Genomic DNA, 17,518 nt, shown 5'->3' on the forward strand with positions numbered 1-17,518 from the left:
GATCACGGCCCGCTTCCCATGTGTCAACTCCTCGGCATGAACTGCAACACGCCCACGGACGTGTGTTTCTCCTTCACCGGCTTCCATAAGCGTGGGGGCGGCACCGACCAGCACGCCGATGGCTGGGGAATCGCCTTTTTCGAAGGCAAGGGGTGCCGTGTGTTCCTCGACCCGGCGCCCGCCGTGCAATCCCCGATTGCGCGACTCGTGCGCGAGTACCCCATCCGCTCGATGAATGTCGTGGCGCACATCCGCAAGGCGACGCAGGGGCCGATCGCACTGGAGAACACCCACCCGTTCATGCGCGAACTGTGGGGGCGCTATTGGATCTTCGCGCACAACGGGAACCTCAAGGATTTCGCTCCCCGCCTGACCGGCGCTTTCCTGCCCGCAGGTACCACGGACAGCGAAACGGCGTTCTGTCACCTGCTGGACGTGCTCAGAATCCAATTCGGGGACGCGCAGCCTGCACGAGACGGATTGACCGCCGCCGTGGCCCGCTGGGCAGAATCCGTCCGTGCGCATGGCACTTTCAATTTCCTTCTCTCCAACGGCGTTGCGCTCTTCGCACACTGTTCCGACCGGTTGGCGTATCTCGTCCGCGAAGCGCCTTTCACGACCGCTCATCTGGTGGACGAAGATATTTACGTGGACTTCAGCGAGGTCACCACGCCCGAGGACAGGGTCGCGGTGATCGCCACCGTTCCGTTGACCGACGACGAACACTGGACCGCCTTGCGGCCGGGAGAACTGGCCGTGTTTCACCACGGGCAGCGTCTCCTCCCGCCCGTTTGACAGTCCAGGCCCGCCCCAATACCCTCCGGCTCGAAACGCAATCGCGCTCCCGGGGAGAAATCGTCATGTCCGCAACGAACACATCTTGGATCGGCGCGCTGGTCCTGGCGCTCGCAATGACCGGGGCGAGTGCGAAAGACACCGTCAAGCTCGCCTTCATCGGACCGCTCACCGGTGGTGTCGCCGCCAACGGCCTCGGCGGACGCAACTCCGCGGATCTCGCCGTGAAGCTGCGCAATGCCGATCCGAGGGCGCGGTTCATGTACGAATTGATCGTGCTGGACGACGAATGCAAGCCGAACGTCGGGGTGCAGGTCGCGACCAAGGCGGCGTCCGACAACTCCGTGATCGCGGGCGTGACGCACTACTGCTCGACCGTCGCCATGGGAACCGTGGACGTGTATCACCGGTTCGGCCTGCCCGTGGTGGTCTGGGGGGCCGTTCTGCCCGACGTGACGTACGCGAACGACTACAAGGAGATCCATCGCGTCAACGGCACGATGATCAACCAGAACGAGACCGCGGCGCGCTTCATGACCGGGCTCAAGTACAAGCGCTGGGCCATCATTCACGACACCACCGACTACGGCAAAGGACACAACAAGTACTTCTCCGAATATCTGCAGAAGAACGGCGGCCAGATCGTGGGCACCTTCGGTGTGACGGCCGACCAGCAGGACTTCTCCGCCGAGCTCACGCGCATCAAGGAACTCAAGCCCGAAGTCATCTACTTCGGCGGCATCACTCCCCTGGGCGTGCGCATCCGCAGCCAGATGGACAAGCTGGGCGTCAAGGCCGTGTTCCAGGGGACCTCGGGCATCGTATCGGACGCCTTCATCGAGGGGCTCGGCCCCCTTGCGGAGGGCGTGGTGGCCTTTCGGGAAGGCGCGCCCGCCGAGAAGCTCCCGGGAGGCAAGACGTTCCTCGAGCAGTACACCAAAGCGAAGTACAGCGACGATCCGGAAGCCTATGGTCCCTTCGCGTTCGCTGCGGCGAACCTCATCATGGACGCCGTCGAGAAGGTGGGACCCGACCGGAAGAAGGTTCGCAACGAACTCAACAAGACACGTGACTACGATTCCGTCGTCGGCCGCATCACCTTCGACGACCACCGGCAGAACGCCGTGCCGGTCATCACCAAGTTCGTCGTCCAGGACGGCAAGTGGATCGTCTGGGAGGACAGCGAGTTCGCCTCCGGCAAGCGTTCCCTCCTGCGCAAGTAACCCTCCCGGATACTCGCGCATGGACCTGGCGTTGATTGCCCAGCATGGCCTGAATGGCGCCATGCTGGGCGTCATCTACGCCCTGGTGGCAGTCGGATTCACGCTGTTCTTCGGCGTGCTGGACGTCATCAAGTTCTCGCACGGCGATGTCGTCATGCTGGGGGCCTTCACCGCTCTTGCCACGGCGGTGGGCATGGGCAACGCGCCCTCCGCCTGGGTATTGGCCGCGATGCTCGCCACGGCCATAGGCGCGATGGCGCTCGTCGGTGCTCTGATGGCGAGATTCCTCGTCCTGCCTCTGCGCAAGGCACCCACCCTCAACGTGCTTCTCATCACGCTGATGGCCGGAACCGTCATCCGCGAGGCGGTGAGGCTCTTCTACCCCCAGGGTTCCAACCCCAAGCCGTTTCCGCGGCTGCTCCCGGCGGGAGCCTGGGAGTTCGGTGATTTCACTCTGCGTCACGACAGCGCCATCCTGCTGGTCATCGGCGTAGGAGCGATCGCCGGCGTGCATCTGCTCATCCAGCGGACGCGCCTGGGGCTCGCCGTCCGCGCGGTGGCGCAGGACGCCGAGACCGCTGCAGCAATGGGCATCCCCTTCCGGAGAACCGTACTCGCCACCTTCGCGCTCGGATCCGGCCTCGCGGCCCTGGCCGGCGTCGTGAACGGTCTGTACTACAGTGAAGTGAGCTTCAACATGGGGCTCCTGCTCGGTGCCATCGGATTCTCCGCGGCCGTCATCGGCGGATTGGGCAACGTCTACGGCGCGATCCTCGGCGGATTCATCTTCGCTGCGCTGCAGACGCTCGGGGCGGTGGCGTTGCCGTTCGCCAGCGCTTACAAGGATGTCTTCGCCTTCGGTGCCGTGATCGTGCTGATGGCGATCAAGCCAGGTGGTCTGCTCGCCGAGAGATCGGCGGAGCGGGTCTGAACCTCGATGAACGCGAACCTCTTCCCCGGACTGGCCGCGCTCGTCGCCGGCGTCGCGGCCCTGTTGGGTCTGCTGCTCGCCGAGAAGCAATGGGAGGTGGGAGCGGTTCTCGCCGTCAGCCTGATCGCGGCCGTCGCCGGAGTCCGGCTCCGCTGGGGTGACCGGGTACATGAAAGCATCGCCGCCCATCCGCGCACCCTCGCCGTTCTCTCCGGACTGACCGCCTTCGCAGTGGTGTTCGTCCTGCGCGAGCACAACTTCGAGCTCCTGATGCTCTGCACCGTGATGTTGTACGTGCTGGCCGGTCTCGGCCTCACCGTGCAGTTCGGTTTCGCGGGCGTGGTCAACTTCGCGGCGGCTGCCTTCCTGGGTACCGGAGGCTATGCCGCGGCGGTCCTCATGACGGGAACGGCCCTCCCGCACCTGCTGATCGTTCCGATCGCCGGGCTCGCAAGCGCCCTTGTAGGTTCGGCGCTTCTCCTGCCGCTGCTTCGAACGCGGGGTCACTATGCCGCGCTGATCACCATCGCCTTCGGCATCCTGTTCCGCACCTTCCTCGAAGTGAACGACGGGCTCGGCGGCCCGCAGGGCATGAAGGTTCCCGGGTTCGTCCTGTTCGGATGGGACTTCAATTCGGCGATCGAGATCGACGACGAGACCGAGTGGTCGTTCTACGTGAACTATGCGGTGCTGTGTCTCGGCGTGCTTCTTCTGGCTTACGCCGCGGTGCGCAGGCTCGAGCGATCCTGGCTGGGTCTGGCACTCGATGCCGTGCGGCTGGACGAGACGGCCTCCAGCGCCTTCGGGCTCAATGCTGCCGCGTGGAAGATCGCCGCGTTCTCCATCGGCAACTTTCTTGCGGGAACGGCAGGAGCACTGTACGCGACGCTGTCGTCGTTCATCGCGCCGGCAAGCTTCACATTCGGCGACTCGCTGATTCTCGTGTCCATCGTGATTCTCGGCGGAATCGGCAATCCGCTGGGTCTGATTCCCGCCGCCGTCATCGTGGTCGTGCTGCCCGAAAAGCTCCAGATGATCCAGGAGTACCGCTTCCTCCTCTTCGCGGCGCTGGTCATCCTCATCCTGCTGGTGCGACCCGGGGGGCTCGTCCCCCGGCGTGCACGGCGGTACTTCGGCGAGTCGCAGTGAGTGCCGGCCCGTTGCTGCGAGCACAGGGACTATCGGTCCGGTTCGGCGGCGTGCGGGCGCTCGACGGCCTTGATCTGACGATCCACCACGGCGAAGTGGTCGGCCTGATCGGACCCAACGGTTCGGGCAAGACGACGTTCTTCAACGCCGTCACCGGTTTTGTCCTGCCGGCCGGAGGAACGGTCGACTTCGACGGATCCGACGTCACCGCGCTGGCGCCACGCCAGATCGCCCGTCGCGGCATTGCGCGAACGTTCCAGCGCCTGCGTCTTCTACTGGAGCTGTCGGTCTTCGACAATCTCGTGCTGGGACTGCATCTTTCTCTCGATCACGGCGTCTGGACCAACCTGCTGGCTCGCTCGCGTCTGCGTCTCGAAATCGAGCGGCACGCGGCGTCTGCCCGCGAACTGCTGCGGCAGTTCAGCCCGGCGTTGCCCGCGCGGCTGTTCGAGCCGGCCGGCAATCTCACCATGATCGACCGCAGGCGCGTGGAGGTGTGCCGGGCGCTGATCGGGCAACCGAAACTGCTGCTGCTGGATGAACCGTCTGCCGGCATGACCCCCGACGAGACGCACGAACTCATGCAGGACCTTCAGAGCGTGAAGGCGCAACGCCCGGAACTCGCTGTCGTGCTCATCGAGCACGACATGAACGTGATCGAGAGCGTCACGAACCGCTGCGTGGTCCTCGATTACGGCCGCAAGCTCTGCGAGGGCACCTACGCGCAGGTGTCCTCGGATCCGGAGGTCCGGCGTGCTTACCTGGGCATCGACGAATGACCCGGGCCCTGCAACTGGAAGCGCGCTCCCTCCACGTCGCGTACGACCGGGTGGATGTCCTGCGGGACGTGTCGCTCGTGGCGAAGGCCGGCGAAATCACCTGCCTTCTCGGCGCGAACGGCTCCGGCAAGTCGACTCTGGTCCGGGCCGTTCTCGGGCTGACGCCTCCGCGTCAGGGCAGCATCCTGCTGGGCGGCGAAGACGTGACGGGCATGGCGACCCATCTCGTGGTCACCCGGGGCATCGGCGTGATCCCCGAAGGCCGGCGCGTGTTTCCCAAGCTGACCGTCGAGGAGAACCTGCGGACGGGCGCGTACCTGGTGCGCGACGCCTCCATCATCGCCGAGCGCTACGACTCGGTGTATGGCGTCTTTCCGCGGTTGCGCGAACGGCGTGGTCAGCTCGCTGGAACGCTGTCGGGCGGCGAGCAGGCAATGCTGTCCATCGGCCGGGGACTGATGGGGTCTCCGGGGCTGATCATCATCGACGAGCCCTCGCTCGGTCTCTCGCCCAGGTTCGTGAAGGAGAACTTCCAGGTCATCCGGCGGATCAACGAGACCGGTGTGTCGGTGCTGCTCGTGGAACAGAACGTCCACCAGACGCTGGACGTGGCCCATCGCGGCTATCTGCTCTCCGGAGGCAGGGTAGTCGCCGAGGGGACCGCAGCGGAGTTGAAGGCTCATCCCGAACTCGTGGCGGCTTACTTCGGAGAAGCCGGAGCCGCGCACTGAGAACGCGGTGCCGCCGGTCGGTTCGGCGAGGCTGCACCGGTATACTCCCCACAGAGTCACGAAGGACCAGGAACATCCATGGCAGCCAGCGACGCGCTCCGTCTCACGCAGGAGCTCCTCCGATTCAACACGATCAATCCGCCCGGTGCCGAGGAGCCCTGCGCAAGACACATCGGCGCCTTGCTGGAAGCGGCGGGCTTCCGCGTGAAGTACCACGGATTCGGTTCCGGACGCGCCAACCTGGTGGCCACCATCGGCGGCCAGGCCGACAAGCCACCGATCTGTTTCACCGGGCACATCGACATCGTGCCGCTCGGTGCCAAGGCGTGGTCGCACGATCCCTTCGCGGGTGAGACCGACGACGGCCGCATGTATGGCCGCGGCTCCAGCGACATGAAAGCGGGTGTGGCCGCATTCGTGTGCGCTGCCGTCGAACTCGCTGCCCACCTCGATCGCACCGCCGGCGTCTCCATCGTGATCACGGCCGGAGAGGAAACCGGCTGCCAGGGCGCGTTCGACCTCGTGCGGACGCCCGGTGCGCTGGGCCGCGCGGGCGCCATCGTGGTCGCCGAACCGACCGGCAACTTCCCTTACGTCGGACACAAGGGCGCCTTCTGGCTGCAGGCGCGCACGCAAGGCGTCACGGCGCACGGTTCGATGCCGGACAAAGGCGTGAACGCCGTGTACAAGGCGGCGAAGGCCGTGAGCTGTCTGGAGCACTACCACTTCGACACGCCGGCTCACGAGCTGATGGGCCAGGGCACGCTCAACGTGGGCACCTTCAGCGGCGGGCTCAACATCAATTCCGTTCCCGACCAGGCCGTCATCGGCATCGACATGCGGACGGTTCCGACACAGGAGCACTCGCACATCCGCAATGATCTGTCGCGAGTGCTCGGTCCCGACGTGGATCTGCACACCCTGCTCGACGTGGAATCCGTCTACACCGATCCGGACGATGCCTGGGTCCAGCGCGTCTTCGACATCATGCAGCCGTACCTGGGCGTGCGACCCGAGGGGCGCACGGCCACCCACTTCACGGACGCAGCCGCGCTCAAGCCGGCCTACGGCAACCCGCCCACGCTCATCCTCGGGCCGGGCGAGCCGCAGATGGCGCATCAGACCGACGAATACTGCGTGGAGGAACGCGTCCGGACGGCAACCCGGGCCTTCGTCGAGATCATGCAGGACTGGTGCTGCCGATAGGGCTTGCGGACGATCCGATGGCGCAGCCCTATCTGGCCAGCCCGTTGCAGGACCGGCTCGCCGCGCTGGTCGACTCGGCAGCCGAGATTCCCGGCCTTTCCGCGACCGACGAAGGGGCGCGGGTCGTGCGCGCGACGCTCGCGGGCCGGCCTCTGGTCGTCATCGGAACCGATCCCTCCAGAGCCTCCGGCGCGATCGGCCGCAGCGATGCCGAGCGGATCTGCCACGCGATAACACACGCGGTCGACCACCGGTTGCCGATCGCTCTCCTCATCGATTCGGCCGGGGCGAAGCTCACCGAGGGCGTGCGAGTGCTCGGCGCGTTCCGCGTGCTGCAACGGCAACTGCTGCAGGCCCGGGCTCTCGGGGTGCCCATCGTCGCCGTGATCGGCCGCAACTGCTTCGGTGGTGCGAGCCTGCTCGCCTTCACCGCCGACACCAGGATCTATCCCCGGGGCTGCCGCATCGGGCTCTCGGGCCCGCGCGCCGTCGCAGTGCCGGATCGCGGGCCGGAAAGCGAGCATGCGCTCCAGGCGGTCTACGGGCCGGAAAGCCGCGCGCGCCACGACGAAGAAGCGGTGCTGGTGAGCGACGATGCCCACGCCGTCTCTGCCGTCGTCAAGGCGTGGCTGGGAGAGCGCACTGCCGCGCGAGCGCCGGCCTTGCCCGCGATGACGGCTCTCACGCGCCGGCTTCGCATGTACCGGGGCGACCCCACCACATTGTCCACGCTCGCTCCGCCGCAGGAGATCGAGGCGCGTCTGGATCACCTGTTCACTCAGGGCTGGAGCGCGGTCTACGGCGATGGCGTCGTGTGGGGTGACGGCTGGGTGGACGGGCGGGAGACCTGCTTCGCCGGATTCGTGGGCGGACGCGCCGTGGGCGCGTTCTCGTGCTGGCGCATGATCGACATCCTGCGCGCCTATCGCAACGAACCGGCGAGCGTGCCGGTGACCCTGCTGCTCGATTGCCCCGGCCAGGCAGGTGACCAGGCCAACGAACAGATCCTGCTCAGCGAGTTCGTGACGCGCGTCGCCGAAGCAGCTCACGCGCTGACGCATAACGGCCGCACCGTCGAACTCTGGCTGATCGGCGAGGCGGGGGGCGCCATCTACGTGGCGCTGGCCGCGGCGGCAACCACCATCACCGCCTGGCCTGGCATTCGCCTGCAGACGCTGCCCGCGCATGCGGTCGACCGCGTCGTCGGTACACAGCAGGAACAGAAGCCCACGCTTTCTGCCTTGCTCGAGGCGCGGGTGATCGATCGCTGGACCCGCTCGCCCGGATTCGGGGAGTGGCCCGCGCCCAGCCTGCCCGGCTGAACCGCCGCCAACCTCTTCTTGTCCCGATGAACCACAACCTCTACGCCCTGTTCGCCCAGCGGTTCCCCGCTCCTTCCGCACCGCTGCTCGAAACCGAGGAGGGCGAGATCGTCACCTACGGCGATATCGCCCAGCGGGCCGGACGCATGGCGGCCGTGCTGGCAGCGCAAGGTGCACGGCCCGGCGATCGAATCGCCGCTCAGGTGGAGAAGTCCCCCGATGCGCTGGCGCTCTACCTCGCCTGCCTGCGCGGCGGATTCGTCTACCTGCCCCTCAATACCGCCTATCAGCCGCCCGAGATCGCGTATTTCCTGGGCGATGCCGAGCCGGCGGTGTTCGTCTGCAGACCGGAGAGCCTGGAGGCGCTCGAGCCGCGCGCCCGGGCAGCCCACGTGTCCGCCGTGCTCACGCTGGATGGTTCCGGCGGAGGCACTTTCCGGGATCGCGTGACGCATACGATCGACGAAGCGCCCGTGCACTGCGTCGGCGCGGACGATCTGGCCATCATCATCTACACCTCCGGCACCACCGGACGTTCCAAGGGAGCGATGCTCACGCACGGCAACCTGCGGGCGAACGGCGAAGCCCTGGCCGGTGCCTGGGACTTCCGGTCCGCCGATGTGCTCCTGCACCAGCTTCCGCTCTTCCACGTTCACGGACTGTTCATCTCGACGCACTGCGTTCTGCTGAGCGGCGCACGGATGCTGTTTCATCGGAAATTCGATGCCGCCGCCGCACTGCGGGCGCTGCCCGGGGCGACAGTGATGATGGGAGTGCCGACGTACTACACCCGCCTGCTGGCGGAGGCCTCCTTCACGCGCGAACTTGCGCGCAACGTCCGCCTGTTCGTGTCGGGTTCCGCGCCCCTGCTCATGGAGACGTTCCGCGAATTCGAAGCGCGTACGGGACAGCGCATTCTCGAACGCTACGGCATGAGCGAGGCAGGCGTCATCACGAGCAATCCGCTCCTGGGTGATCGCAAGGGCGGGACCGTCGGCCGGCCGTTGGCCGGCATGGAAGTGCGGGTCGCCGGCGAGGGCGACCGGTTGCTGCCCGCGGGCGAGAACGGCAGTGTCCAGATTCGCGGGGAAAGCGTCTTCAAGGGGTACTGGCGCATGCCGGAGAAGACCCGCGAAGAATTCACCATGGATGGATGGTTCCGCACCGGCGACGTCGGCGTGTGGGACGCAGACGGCTATCTGTCGATCGTGGGACGCGCGAAGGACCTCATCATCAGCGGCGGATACAACGTGTATCCGAAGGAGATCGAGATCGAACTCGACGGGCTGGCCGGAGTGGTGGAATCGGCCGTCATCGGCGTGCCCCATCCCGACTTCGGCGAGGCCGTGACCGCCGTCGTGATCCTCGCGCCGGGTGCGGCGTTCGTGGAACAGGAGGCGATTGCCCTGCTGCGTATGCGTCTGGCGAACTACAAGGTTCCCAAGCGCATCCACGTCCTTCCGGAACTCCCCCGCAATGCCATGGGCAAGGTCCAGAAGAACGTGCTGCGTGACCGGTTCGCCGAAGCCGTCACCGGCAAGGCGTGACGCGGACGATCAGGCGGCGCGGCGCTGGATCGAGGGAGAGACGATCGCCTCCCGCAGACCGGTCCTGTCGAGAATCTCCTGCGTCTGCGCTGCCGTCAGCAGGGTGAGCGGCGGCCGAACCGTGCCGCAGTCGACACCGATGTGCGGAGCCACGGCCTTCAACGCGTTGATGATCCCGTGGGGCAGGCTGGCCGCGATCAGCTTGCGAATGGGCGCCTGTGCCGCGCGGGCCGAGGGGAGATCGCCGCGATCGAACGCGGCCACGAGCCGGCGCACGAGCGGCCCCGTGTAGTTGTAGGTCATGCCGACTGCCTGCCGGACGCCCAGGCTCAATGCGGGCAAGAGAAAGTCGTCGCGGCCGTAGAACACCTCCAGTTCGCTGCCGCACGCTTCGATGACGGCACCCAGATCGTTGAGATCCCCGTCCGTGAACTTGATGCCGCGGAAATTGGGAATGCGCATGCGCGCCTCCGCGATCACCGCCGCCGCCGGCACAGCGATGCCCGTGACTGCAGGGACATGGTAGTAGTAGAAGGGCAGCCTCGGGGCGCCCGCGGCGATCACCGCAAGCGCATCCACCACTTCCTGGGCATTGCGCGGCTTCAGAAAGTACGGTGCGACGGATGCGACGGCATGCGCGCCGACATCCTGAGCATGCCGGGCCAGGGCCTGCGCCTCGTGAGCAGACGCATGACCCACATGCACGATCACCCTGAACCCGGGCGCGCTCGCCGCCACCCACTCCTCGGCCACCCTCCCGCGCTCTTCCGACGTGAGCGCTGCACCCTCGCCCGTGGTGCCGCAGACGAAGGCGCCGTCCACCCCATCGGCGGCGAGCGCAGCCGCCTGCCTCGCGATGGTTCCGGCATCGAGAGTTCCGTCCGCATGGAAGGGCGTGAAGGCAGCTGCGATGATCGAGAATGGGGTGGTGACGAGGGGCTCCTGTGCTGCAGCGCGGTCAGACGCCCGCCATGCTTGACCTGCCGGACGCAGCCGTGGTCGCAGGGGTTGCGCGCTCGTCCGCATTCTTTCGCAAGATTTCGCAGTACCATGCGAATCCTTGCGAAAGAAAGGCGGCTCCATGGGATCCCCGGACCAGTCCGAACGCACCCGTCATCTGCGGCGCAGCGTGTTCGAGGCATTGCACCGCGGACGCGAGCGCCACGACGGAAGGCTGTCCCGGCTGCTGCTCGCCGTGGAGATCCCGGCCTCGCGCGAAGGGCTCACCAAGGACGACTTCTATCGGGCTGCCCGGGAGGAAACGCTCGAGCAGCTGAGCGCATCCAAGTTGAGCCGGCTGCTGACCGTGCTGGAAGGCGCCGGCTTCGTAGAAGCGCAACCGGACGCTCCATCGGGACTGCAGAGGGCGATCGGCGCCTTGTCGCGAGTGACCCGCGCCCCCGAGAGATTCCGGCGCGCCCTGCCCAGGTCCATGTTCTGCCTGCGCAGGAGCTATCTCGTGCCGCACCAGGTGAACGTGTCGTTCGTGGAGATGACCGCGGACGAGCTGATGCTGCGTTACCGCGAAACCCGCGCGGGCAGCCTCGGCGCCGCGAGCCAGCGTGCCGTGCTGGAAGGAACGATCCTCCACCACGACGATCTCGATGACGTCTACTACGTGATCGGGCTCACCGAGTACCGCACGAGCTTTGCCGTGGAGGAAGCCACAAGCGTGCGCGCCAACCTGGTCGTCCTGTCGATCCTGCGGCAGTGCGATGCCGCTTCCTTCGCGGCATTCCAGGGCATTCACCTGGGGGTGCTGCCGGAGAACAATCCGCAGCATCACGCCGCGCCGTATGCCGCGCGCCTGCTGATGATCGAGACGTCGCGGACACTGGCGCAGGCGGCGCAGGCGGGACTGATCCAGAATCATCCCGTCGCGTCCCTGGATGCCCATCCTGGCTGGACCGCCGCCGAACGGCGCCTGCTGCGGAGGTATTCCATCGAGGCGGTCTCCAACGAACCGGAACCGGACTACGGTCTGCTGATTGCCTCGGGCGCCGGTCAGGGCGGGAAAGCGGGCAAGCCGCGCGACGAAACAGGCGCCAGGATGGCGAACAGGGAGATCACCCATGCGGTGGGAAGGCGGAAGGCGAAGTGACAATGTCGAGGACCGGCGCGGCCTGCCGCTGGGCAGGGGCGCGATCGGCGGCGGCATCGGCGTCGTCGTGGTCGCAGTGATCGCGATGTTCCTCGGGATAGACCCGCGCATCGTGCTCGAAGGCGCGAGCCGGATGGCACCTCCGCCCTCGGAGACCGCGCGGGGACCCGTACGGACCGATCCCGCCGAGGAGAGACTCAAGGATTTCGTGTCGGTGGTGCTGGCGGACACCGAAGACACCTGGACCGGAATCTTCGCCGGGGGCAACGCCCGTTACGAGGCGCCGCGGCTGGTGCTCTTCACCGGCGCCGTCCAATCCGCATGCGGCAGCGCCAAGGCTGCGATGGGTCCGTTCTATTGCCCCGGCGACCGGCGCGTGTACATCGATCTCTCGTTCTACCGGGACATGAGCCAGAAGCTCGGCGCTCCGGGCGATTTCGCCCAGGCCTACGTGATAGCCCACGAGGTCGGGCACCACGTCCAGAATCTCCTGGGTATCGCGGAGAAGGTGCAGGCGGCGCGGGCACGCGCCGATGAAACGCGCGCCAATCAGCTTTCGGTGCGCATGGAACTTCAGGCGGACTGCTTTGCCGGCATCTGGGCGCACCATGCCGACCGCTCGCGGCAGATTCTGGAGTCGGGCGATATCGAGGAAGGCCTGAACGCGGCGGCGGCGATCGGCGACGACCGGCTGCAGCGCCGTTCACAGGGCTACGTGGTGCCGGAGAGCTTCACGCACGGCAGTTCGGAGCAGCGCGTGCGCTGGTTCCGCAAAGGGCTGGAGGATGGAACGCTCAAGGCGTGCGACACGTTCTCGCGTTCCGCCCAATAGAGAGGCGGGCGCCTCAGGTGTCCTGCATCCGGCGCTTGGCCAGCGCCCGCCGGACGGAGTCCACGTTGTCGGATACGCCCACCAGATTGGGATTCAGTGCCAGCGCGCGTTGAAAGTAGGCAAGCGCGCTCTCGAGCCTGCCGCGCCGGGTCTCGATCAAACCGTAGCCCGAAAGAGCGCCGAAATGCAGCGGATTGAGCGCGAGGACCTCGTCGCAGTCCCGGGCCGACGCATCCAGTTCGCCGAGCAGGAACAGCGCGGTCGCCCGCTTGTTCCAGCCTTCTGCGAAGGCCGGGGCGCGCTCGATGATCCGGGTGAACGTGGCGACAGCCGCCTTGAGATTGCCGTTGGCCATCTCCTCCGCGCCCTGTTCGAACAGAAGATCGGTCTGGGCATCGCCCGACCGGCTCCAGATCGCCCAGATGGACCGCTGCGCGATGGCGCGAACGAGTTCGTCGTCATCCCGCAGTGACTCGATCAGGGCGGGGACGTCGTCCATTTCGCCGGAGCTGCCCAGACCCAGGGAGGACTTGCGGCGAACTTCCACATCAGGGGCACGCAGGCCTTCCAGGGCCTCGGTCCGGGAGACCGTCCCCGCGCCGACATCCGCACCCATCACCGGAGCGAGTTGAAACGTGAGTGCAAGCGCGATGGCTGCACAGAGACGCAACGCGCTGCCCGCCCCCATGGTAACGCTGCAACCCGGGGAAGCGCGGAGGGACGCCTGGCCGCCGCAAGAAACTCCAGCGCTGCGCGCACGCCTTCCTTCGTGATGGGTACGCCGGACAGATCCAGGCCCATTTCCACACCCGCCAGCGTGCCTGCCAGCGTGAGATCGTTGAAATCGCCCAGGTGGCCGATGCGGAACACCGACCCGGCCAGCTTGCCCAGTCCCGTGCCGAGCGAAAGATCGAAGTGTTCGAGGATCAGCGCACGGATGCGATCCGCGTCATGTCCCTGCGGAAGCACCACGGCCGTCAGTGCGCTGCTGTATTCGGCAGGGTCGGCGCAGAGCACCTCCAGTCCCCACGCCCGCACGGCGCGCCGGGTTGCCTCGGCGTGGCGGTCGTGACGCGCAAACACGTTCTCGAGACCTTCTTCCATCAGCATGACGATCGCCTCGCGCAAGCCGTAGAGAAGATTGGTCGCGGGGGTGTACGGGAACCAGCCGCTGCGGTTGGAGGCGAGCATCTCCTCCCACGACCAGTACGAGCGCGGCATACCTGAAGAGCGCGATGCCGCCAGCGCCTTCTGGCTGATGCCGTTGAACGACAGGCCCGGCGGCAGCATGAGCCCCTTCTGCGAACCGGCGACCGTCACGTCGACACCCCATTCGTCCTGCCGGTAGTCGATCGAACCGAGCGAGGAGATCGTGTCCACCATGAAGAGCGCGGGATGCCCCGCCGCATCGATCGCGCCGCGAATCTCGGGGATGCGCGACGTCACGCCGGTGGACGTCTCGTTGTGAACGACGCACACGGCCTTGATGTCCCGCTCGCGGTCGTCGGCCAGTCGTGCCTCGATCTGCCGCGGGTCGGCGCCGTGGCGCCAGTCCCCTGGCAAGAATTCCACGACGAGACCCAGACGGCCGGCGAGATTGCGCCAGAGCGACGCGAACTGTCCGGTCTCCGCCATCAGCACGCGGTCGCCGGGCGACAGCGTGTTGACCAGCGCGGCTTCCCAGGCCCCGGTCCCGGAAGCGGGATAGATGACGACCGGACCGCGCGTGCCGAAGATGGGCTTGAGACCGTCGAGCACCTCGCGCGCGAGACGGTTGAAGTCGGGACCGCGGTGATCGATCGTGGGCCGGTCGATGGCACGCAGCACGCGGTCCGGAACGTTGGTGGGGCCGGGAATCTGCAGGAAGTGACGGCCGGCGCGGTGTGTCATGGCGCGCTCCTGGAAGTGCTTGGAAGGATCGGTCGCAGAGTATCATCCGAATCCCCATGAATGCACCGCATCCGCTCGTCCGCACCGTCCTTCCCGGCGACAGCGCGCTGGCCGCGCGGCTGCGCCGCGCCATCGAAGGCGACGTGCTGTTCGATGCGGGCAGCCGCGGCCGCTACTCCACCGACGCCTCGATCTACCAGATCGAACCCCTGGGCGTCGTGGTGCCCAGGACGGAGACAGACGTGCTCGCGGCGCTGGAGATCGCGCGGGAGGCGGGCGTGCCCGTCCTGCCGCGAGGCGGCGGCACGTCGCAGTGCGGACAGACCGTGGGCGCGGCGCTGGTCATCGACACCTCCAAGCATCTCAACCGGCTGATCGAGGTCGACCCTGTGGCACGCACGGCGTGCGTCGAACCCGGTCTCGTTCTCGATCACCTGAACGCGCAGCTGCGCAGCCACAAGCTGTGGTATCCGGTGGACGTGTCGACGTCCGCCCAGGCCACGCTCGGCGGCATGGCCGGCAACAACTCGTGCGGTGCCCGCTCCATCCGCTACGGCAACATGGTGCACAACGTCCTCGGCATCGAGGCCTGGCTGGCGGACGGCACCGCCTGCCGCTTCGGTCCGGGTGACGAGGCGGAGGCAGGGCCCGCGCGCTTTCGCGAGATCGTGGAGGGCATCCATTCCATCGCGCGCAGGGAGGCGGCCGAGATCGAGGCGCGCTGGCCCAAGGTGCTCCGCCGCGTGCAGGGCTACAACCTCGACATGGTGCAGCCGCACCTGCCGCACAACCTCGCGCATCTGCTGGTCGGCTCGGAGGGTACGCTCGCCTGGTTCCGCCGTCTGGAACTGAAACTCGCGCCCATTCCTGCCCACAAGGTCCTCGGCGTCGCGCACTTCCCGTCGTTCCACCAGGCCATGGCGCTCACGCAGGAGATCGTGAAGCTCGATCCCGAAGCGGTGGAGCTGGTGGACCGGACGATGATCGGCCTCGCGCGCGAGCACGCCGAATTCAGGCCTGTGGTGGAGCGGTTCTTCCTGGGCCAGCCCGACGCGATCCTGCTCGTGGAGTTCGCGGGCGAAGACGGCGCCGCTCCACGTGCGAAGCTCGATCGTCTCGAAGAGCTGCTGGCGGATCTGGGCGTGCCCGAGGCCGTCGTGAAGGTGACGGACGCGGCGCAGCAGCGAGCCATCTGGGAAGTGCGCAAGGCCGGCCTCAACATCATGATGTCGATGAAGGGCGACGGCAAACCGGTCTCCTTCATCGAGGACTGCGCCGTTCCGCTCGAGCACCTGGCCGAGTACACCCGCAGCATCGACGAGATCTTCGCGCGGCACGGCACACGCGGCACCTGGTATGCGCATGCTTCGGTGGGGACATTGCACGTGCGCCCCGTGCTGAACATGAAGACCGATGGCGCAGAGAAGATGCGGGCCATCGCGGAGGAGGCCTGTGCGCTGGTGCGCCGCTTCAAGGGAGCCTACTCCGGCGAACACGGCGACGGGCTCGTCCGCTCCGAGTGGATCGAGCCGATCCTCGGTTCGCGGCTCGCCGCCGCCCTCGGCGAGATCAAGGATCTCTTCGATCCCGGCGGACTGTTCAATCCCAGCAAGATCGTGCGTCCGCCCAGGATGGACGACCGCTCGATGTTCCGCTTCAAGCCGGGTTACCGGTTCCTTTCCGGGGAGACCGCGCTGGACTGGTCGGAGTGGGGCGGTCTGGGGGGAGCGGTGGAGATGTGCAACAACAACGGCCACTGCCGCAAGTTCGATGCGGGGACCATGTGCCCGTCCTACCGGGTGACGCGTGACGAGCAGCACCTGACCCGCGGCCGTGCCAACACCCTTCGTCTCGCCCTGTCGGGGCAGCTCGGTGACGACGCCCAGACCGCGCACGCGCTGGCGGAGGCGATGTCGCTGTGCGTGGGCTGCAAGGGGTGCAAGCGCGAATGTCCGACGGGCGTGGACATGGCAAGACTCAAGATCGAATGGCGCCACCAGCGCAACCGCGCCACGCCACCCGATCTGCGGGACGGCCTCGTCGCGCACCTGCCCCGCTACGCGCCCATGGCGGCGCGTTTCCCGCTGCTGGCCAACGCCCAGCGCTGGCTTCCCGGCGCAGCGCTGCTCCTGGAGAAAGCGGTCGGGCTCTCGGCACGCCGCCCGCTGCCGCGCTGGCGTCCGGACGTGTTCAGGGACCAGGAGGCCGCCGGTGCCGGCCAGAGTCCTGAGCGGGCGGTCGTCCTGTTCGCGGACACCTTCAACCGGTATTTCGAGCCGGAGAATCTTCGTGCGGCTCTGCGCGTACTGCGTGCACTGGGTTACGCGGTCGAGGTGGCCGCCGCCCCGCAAGGCGAAAGGCCGCTGTGTTGCGGACGGACCTACCTCACGACCGGGTTCGTGGACCAGGCAAAGGCGGAAGCGGTCCGGCTGCTCGAGGCATTGCGTCCGGCACTCGACCGCGGCCTGCCCGTCGTGGGTCTCGAGCCTTCGTGCCTGTTCACCCTCGTCGACGAATACACGGTGCTGGGTCTTGGCGCGGAGGCAGGCAGGCTCGCCCTGCTGGCCACCACGTTCGAAGAGTTCCTGGTGCGCGAACACGAAGCGGACCGGATCGCTGCAGCCTGGACGCCCGTGCCGCGGGCGGCCCTGGTGCATGGTCACTGTCACCAGAAGGCGTTCGGCGCTTTCGACGCCGTAAGACGGGTGCTGTCGTGGGTGCCGGAACTGCAGGTGTCCGTCGTGGAATCGAGCTGCTGCGGCATGGCGGGAAGCTTCGGCTACGAATCGGAGCACGAGGCAGTGTCGCGAGCGATGGGGGAGGCCGCGCTGCTCCCGGCGGTGCGCAAGGCCGACGCGAACTGCCTCGTCGTCGCAGACGGCACGAGCTGCCGTCATCAGATCGCCGATGGCGCCGGCAGACAGGCCTGGCACGTCGCGCGGGTGCTGGAGCTCGCGTTGCCAGGCTGACCGCGGCGCGGTCGCGCACATCCATCACACATTCCCCCGGGGA

At 67.1% G+C, this 17,518-nt stretch carries 15 protein-coding genes; 12 read left to right on the plus strand and 3 right to left on the minus strand.

Annotated features, from left to right (window positions below):
- Positions 1-18 precede the first annotated feature (18 nt).
- The 9 genes from IPK20_04615 to IPK20_04655 all read left to right on the plus strand — a co-directional run bounded on the left by IPK20_04615 (position 19) and on the right by IPK20_04655 (position 9,683).
- Positions 19-795 (plus strand): class II glutamine amidotransferase, encoded by a 777-nt coding sequence (locus tag IPK20_04615; protein MBK8016057.1) that lies wholly within the window; start codon positions 19-21, stop codon positions 793-795.
- A gap of 65 nt (positions 796-860) precedes the next feature.
- Positions 861-2,018 (plus strand): branched-chain amino acid ABC transporter substrate-binding protein, encoded by a 1,158-nt coding sequence (locus IPK20_04620; protein ID MBK8016058.1) that lies wholly within the window; start codon positions 861-863, stop codon positions 2,016-2,018.
- 25 nt (positions 2,019-2,043) lie between these two features.
- A complete protein-coding gene (locus IPK20_04625) occupies positions 2,044-2,949 on the plus strand; it encodes a branched-chain amino acid ABC transporter permease (protein ID MBK8016059.1) in 906 nt (301 codons plus the stop codon).
- A gap of 6 nt (positions 2,950-2,955) precedes the next feature.
- Complete coding sequence (locus IPK20_04630) at positions 2,956-4,098, plus strand: branched-chain amino acid ABC transporter permease (protein ID MBK8016060.1); 1,143 nt, start codon at positions 2,956-2,958, stop codon at positions 4,096-4,098.
- On the plus strand, positions 4,095-4,877 hold the full coding sequence (locus IPK20_04635) for an ABC transporter ATP-binding protein (GenBank protein ID MBK8016061.1): 783 nt from the start codon (positions 4,095-4,097) through the stop codon (positions 4,875-4,877). Before IPK20_04630 ends, IPK20_04635 begins: the two co-directional genes overlap by 4 nt.
- The gene (locus IPK20_04640; protein MBK8016062.1) at positions 4,874-5,608 is read left to right on the plus strand and encodes an ABC transporter ATP-binding protein; all 735 of its coding nucleotides are present in this window, start codon (positions 4,874-4,876) and stop codon (positions 5,606-5,608) included. The genes IPK20_04635 and IPK20_04640 overlap by 4 nt, the downstream gene beginning before the upstream one ends.
- Before the next feature lie 78 nt (positions 5,609-5,686).
- Positions 5,687-6,814: a M20 family metallopeptidase gene (locus tag IPK20_04645; protein MBK8016063.1), complete on the plus strand. Its 1,128-nt coding sequence runs from the start codon at positions 5,687-5,689 to the stop codon at positions 6,812-6,814.
- A 17-nt stretch (positions 6,815-6,831) separates the two neighbouring features.
- Positions 6,832-8,136, plus strand: a complete 1,305-nt coding sequence (locus IPK20_04650) for a hypothetical protein (protein ID MBK8016064.1) — start codon at positions 6,832-6,834, stop codon at positions 8,134-8,136.
- Between the two features lie 26 nt (positions 8,137-8,162).
- Positions 8,163-9,683, plus strand: coding sequence for a malonyl-CoA synthase (locus IPK20_04655; GenBank protein ID MBK8016065.1), 1,521 nt, complete (start codon positions 8,163-8,165; stop codon positions 9,681-9,683).
- Between the two features lie 9 nt (positions 9,684-9,692).
- Here the strand turns inward: IPK20_04655 and IPK20_04660 are convergent, their stop codons facing one another.
- Positions 9,693-10,709 carry a dihydrodipicolinate synthase family protein gene (locus IPK20_04660; GenBank protein ID MBK8016066.1) on the minus strand — a complete coding sequence of 339 codons (1,017 nt, stop codon included), beginning with the start codon at positions 10,707-10,709 and terminating at the stop codon, positions 9,693-9,695.
- 55 nt (positions 10,710-10,764) lie between these two features.
- Between IPK20_04660 and IPK20_04665 the strand changes: the two genes are divergently transcribed.
- Both IPK20_04665 and IPK20_04670 read left to right on the plus strand, forming a co-directional pair.
- Complete coding sequence (locus tag IPK20_04665) at positions 10,765-11,784, plus strand: hypothetical protein (protein MBK8016067.1); 1,020 nt, start codon at positions 10,765-10,767, stop codon at positions 11,782-11,784.
- On the plus strand, positions 11,756-12,616 hold the full coding sequence (locus IPK20_04670) for a neutral zinc metallopeptidase (protein MBK8016068.1): 861 nt from the start codon (positions 11,756-11,758) through the stop codon (positions 12,614-12,616). The genes IPK20_04665 and IPK20_04670 overlap by 29 nt, the downstream gene beginning before the upstream one ends.
- A 13-nt stretch (positions 12,617-12,629) precedes the next feature.
- Here IPK20_04670 and IPK20_04675 read toward each other — a convergent pair whose 3' ends face one another.
- Together IPK20_04675 and IPK20_04680 are read right to left on the minus strand one after the other, a co-directional pair.
- Positions 12,630-13,235 carry a tetratricopeptide repeat protein gene (locus tag IPK20_04675; GenBank protein ID MBK8016069.1) on the minus strand — a complete coding sequence of 202 codons (606 nt, stop codon included), beginning with the start codon at positions 13,233-13,235 and terminating at the stop codon, positions 12,630-12,632.
- Positions 13,232-14,506 (minus strand): aminotransferase class V-fold PLP-dependent enzyme, encoded by a 1,275-nt coding sequence (locus tag IPK20_04680; GenBank protein ID MBK8016070.1) that lies wholly within the window; start codon positions 14,504-14,506, stop codon positions 13,232-13,234. Before IPK20_04680 ends, IPK20_04675 begins: the two co-directional genes overlap by 4 nt.
- A gap of 56 nt (positions 14,507-14,562) precedes the next feature.
- On the opposite strand from IPK20_04680, the gene IPK20_04685 reads away from it, so the two are divergent.
- Positions 14,563-17,475, plus strand: a complete 2,913-nt coding sequence (locus IPK20_04685; protein ID MBK8016071.1) for an FAD-binding protein — start codon at positions 14,563-14,565, stop codon at positions 17,473-17,475.
- The last annotated feature ends 43 nt before the right edge of the window (positions 17,476-17,518 follow it).

Source organism: Betaproteobacteria bacterium (assembly GCA_016713305.1).
Lineage (GTDB): Bacteria > Pseudomonadota > Gammaproteobacteria > Burkholderiales.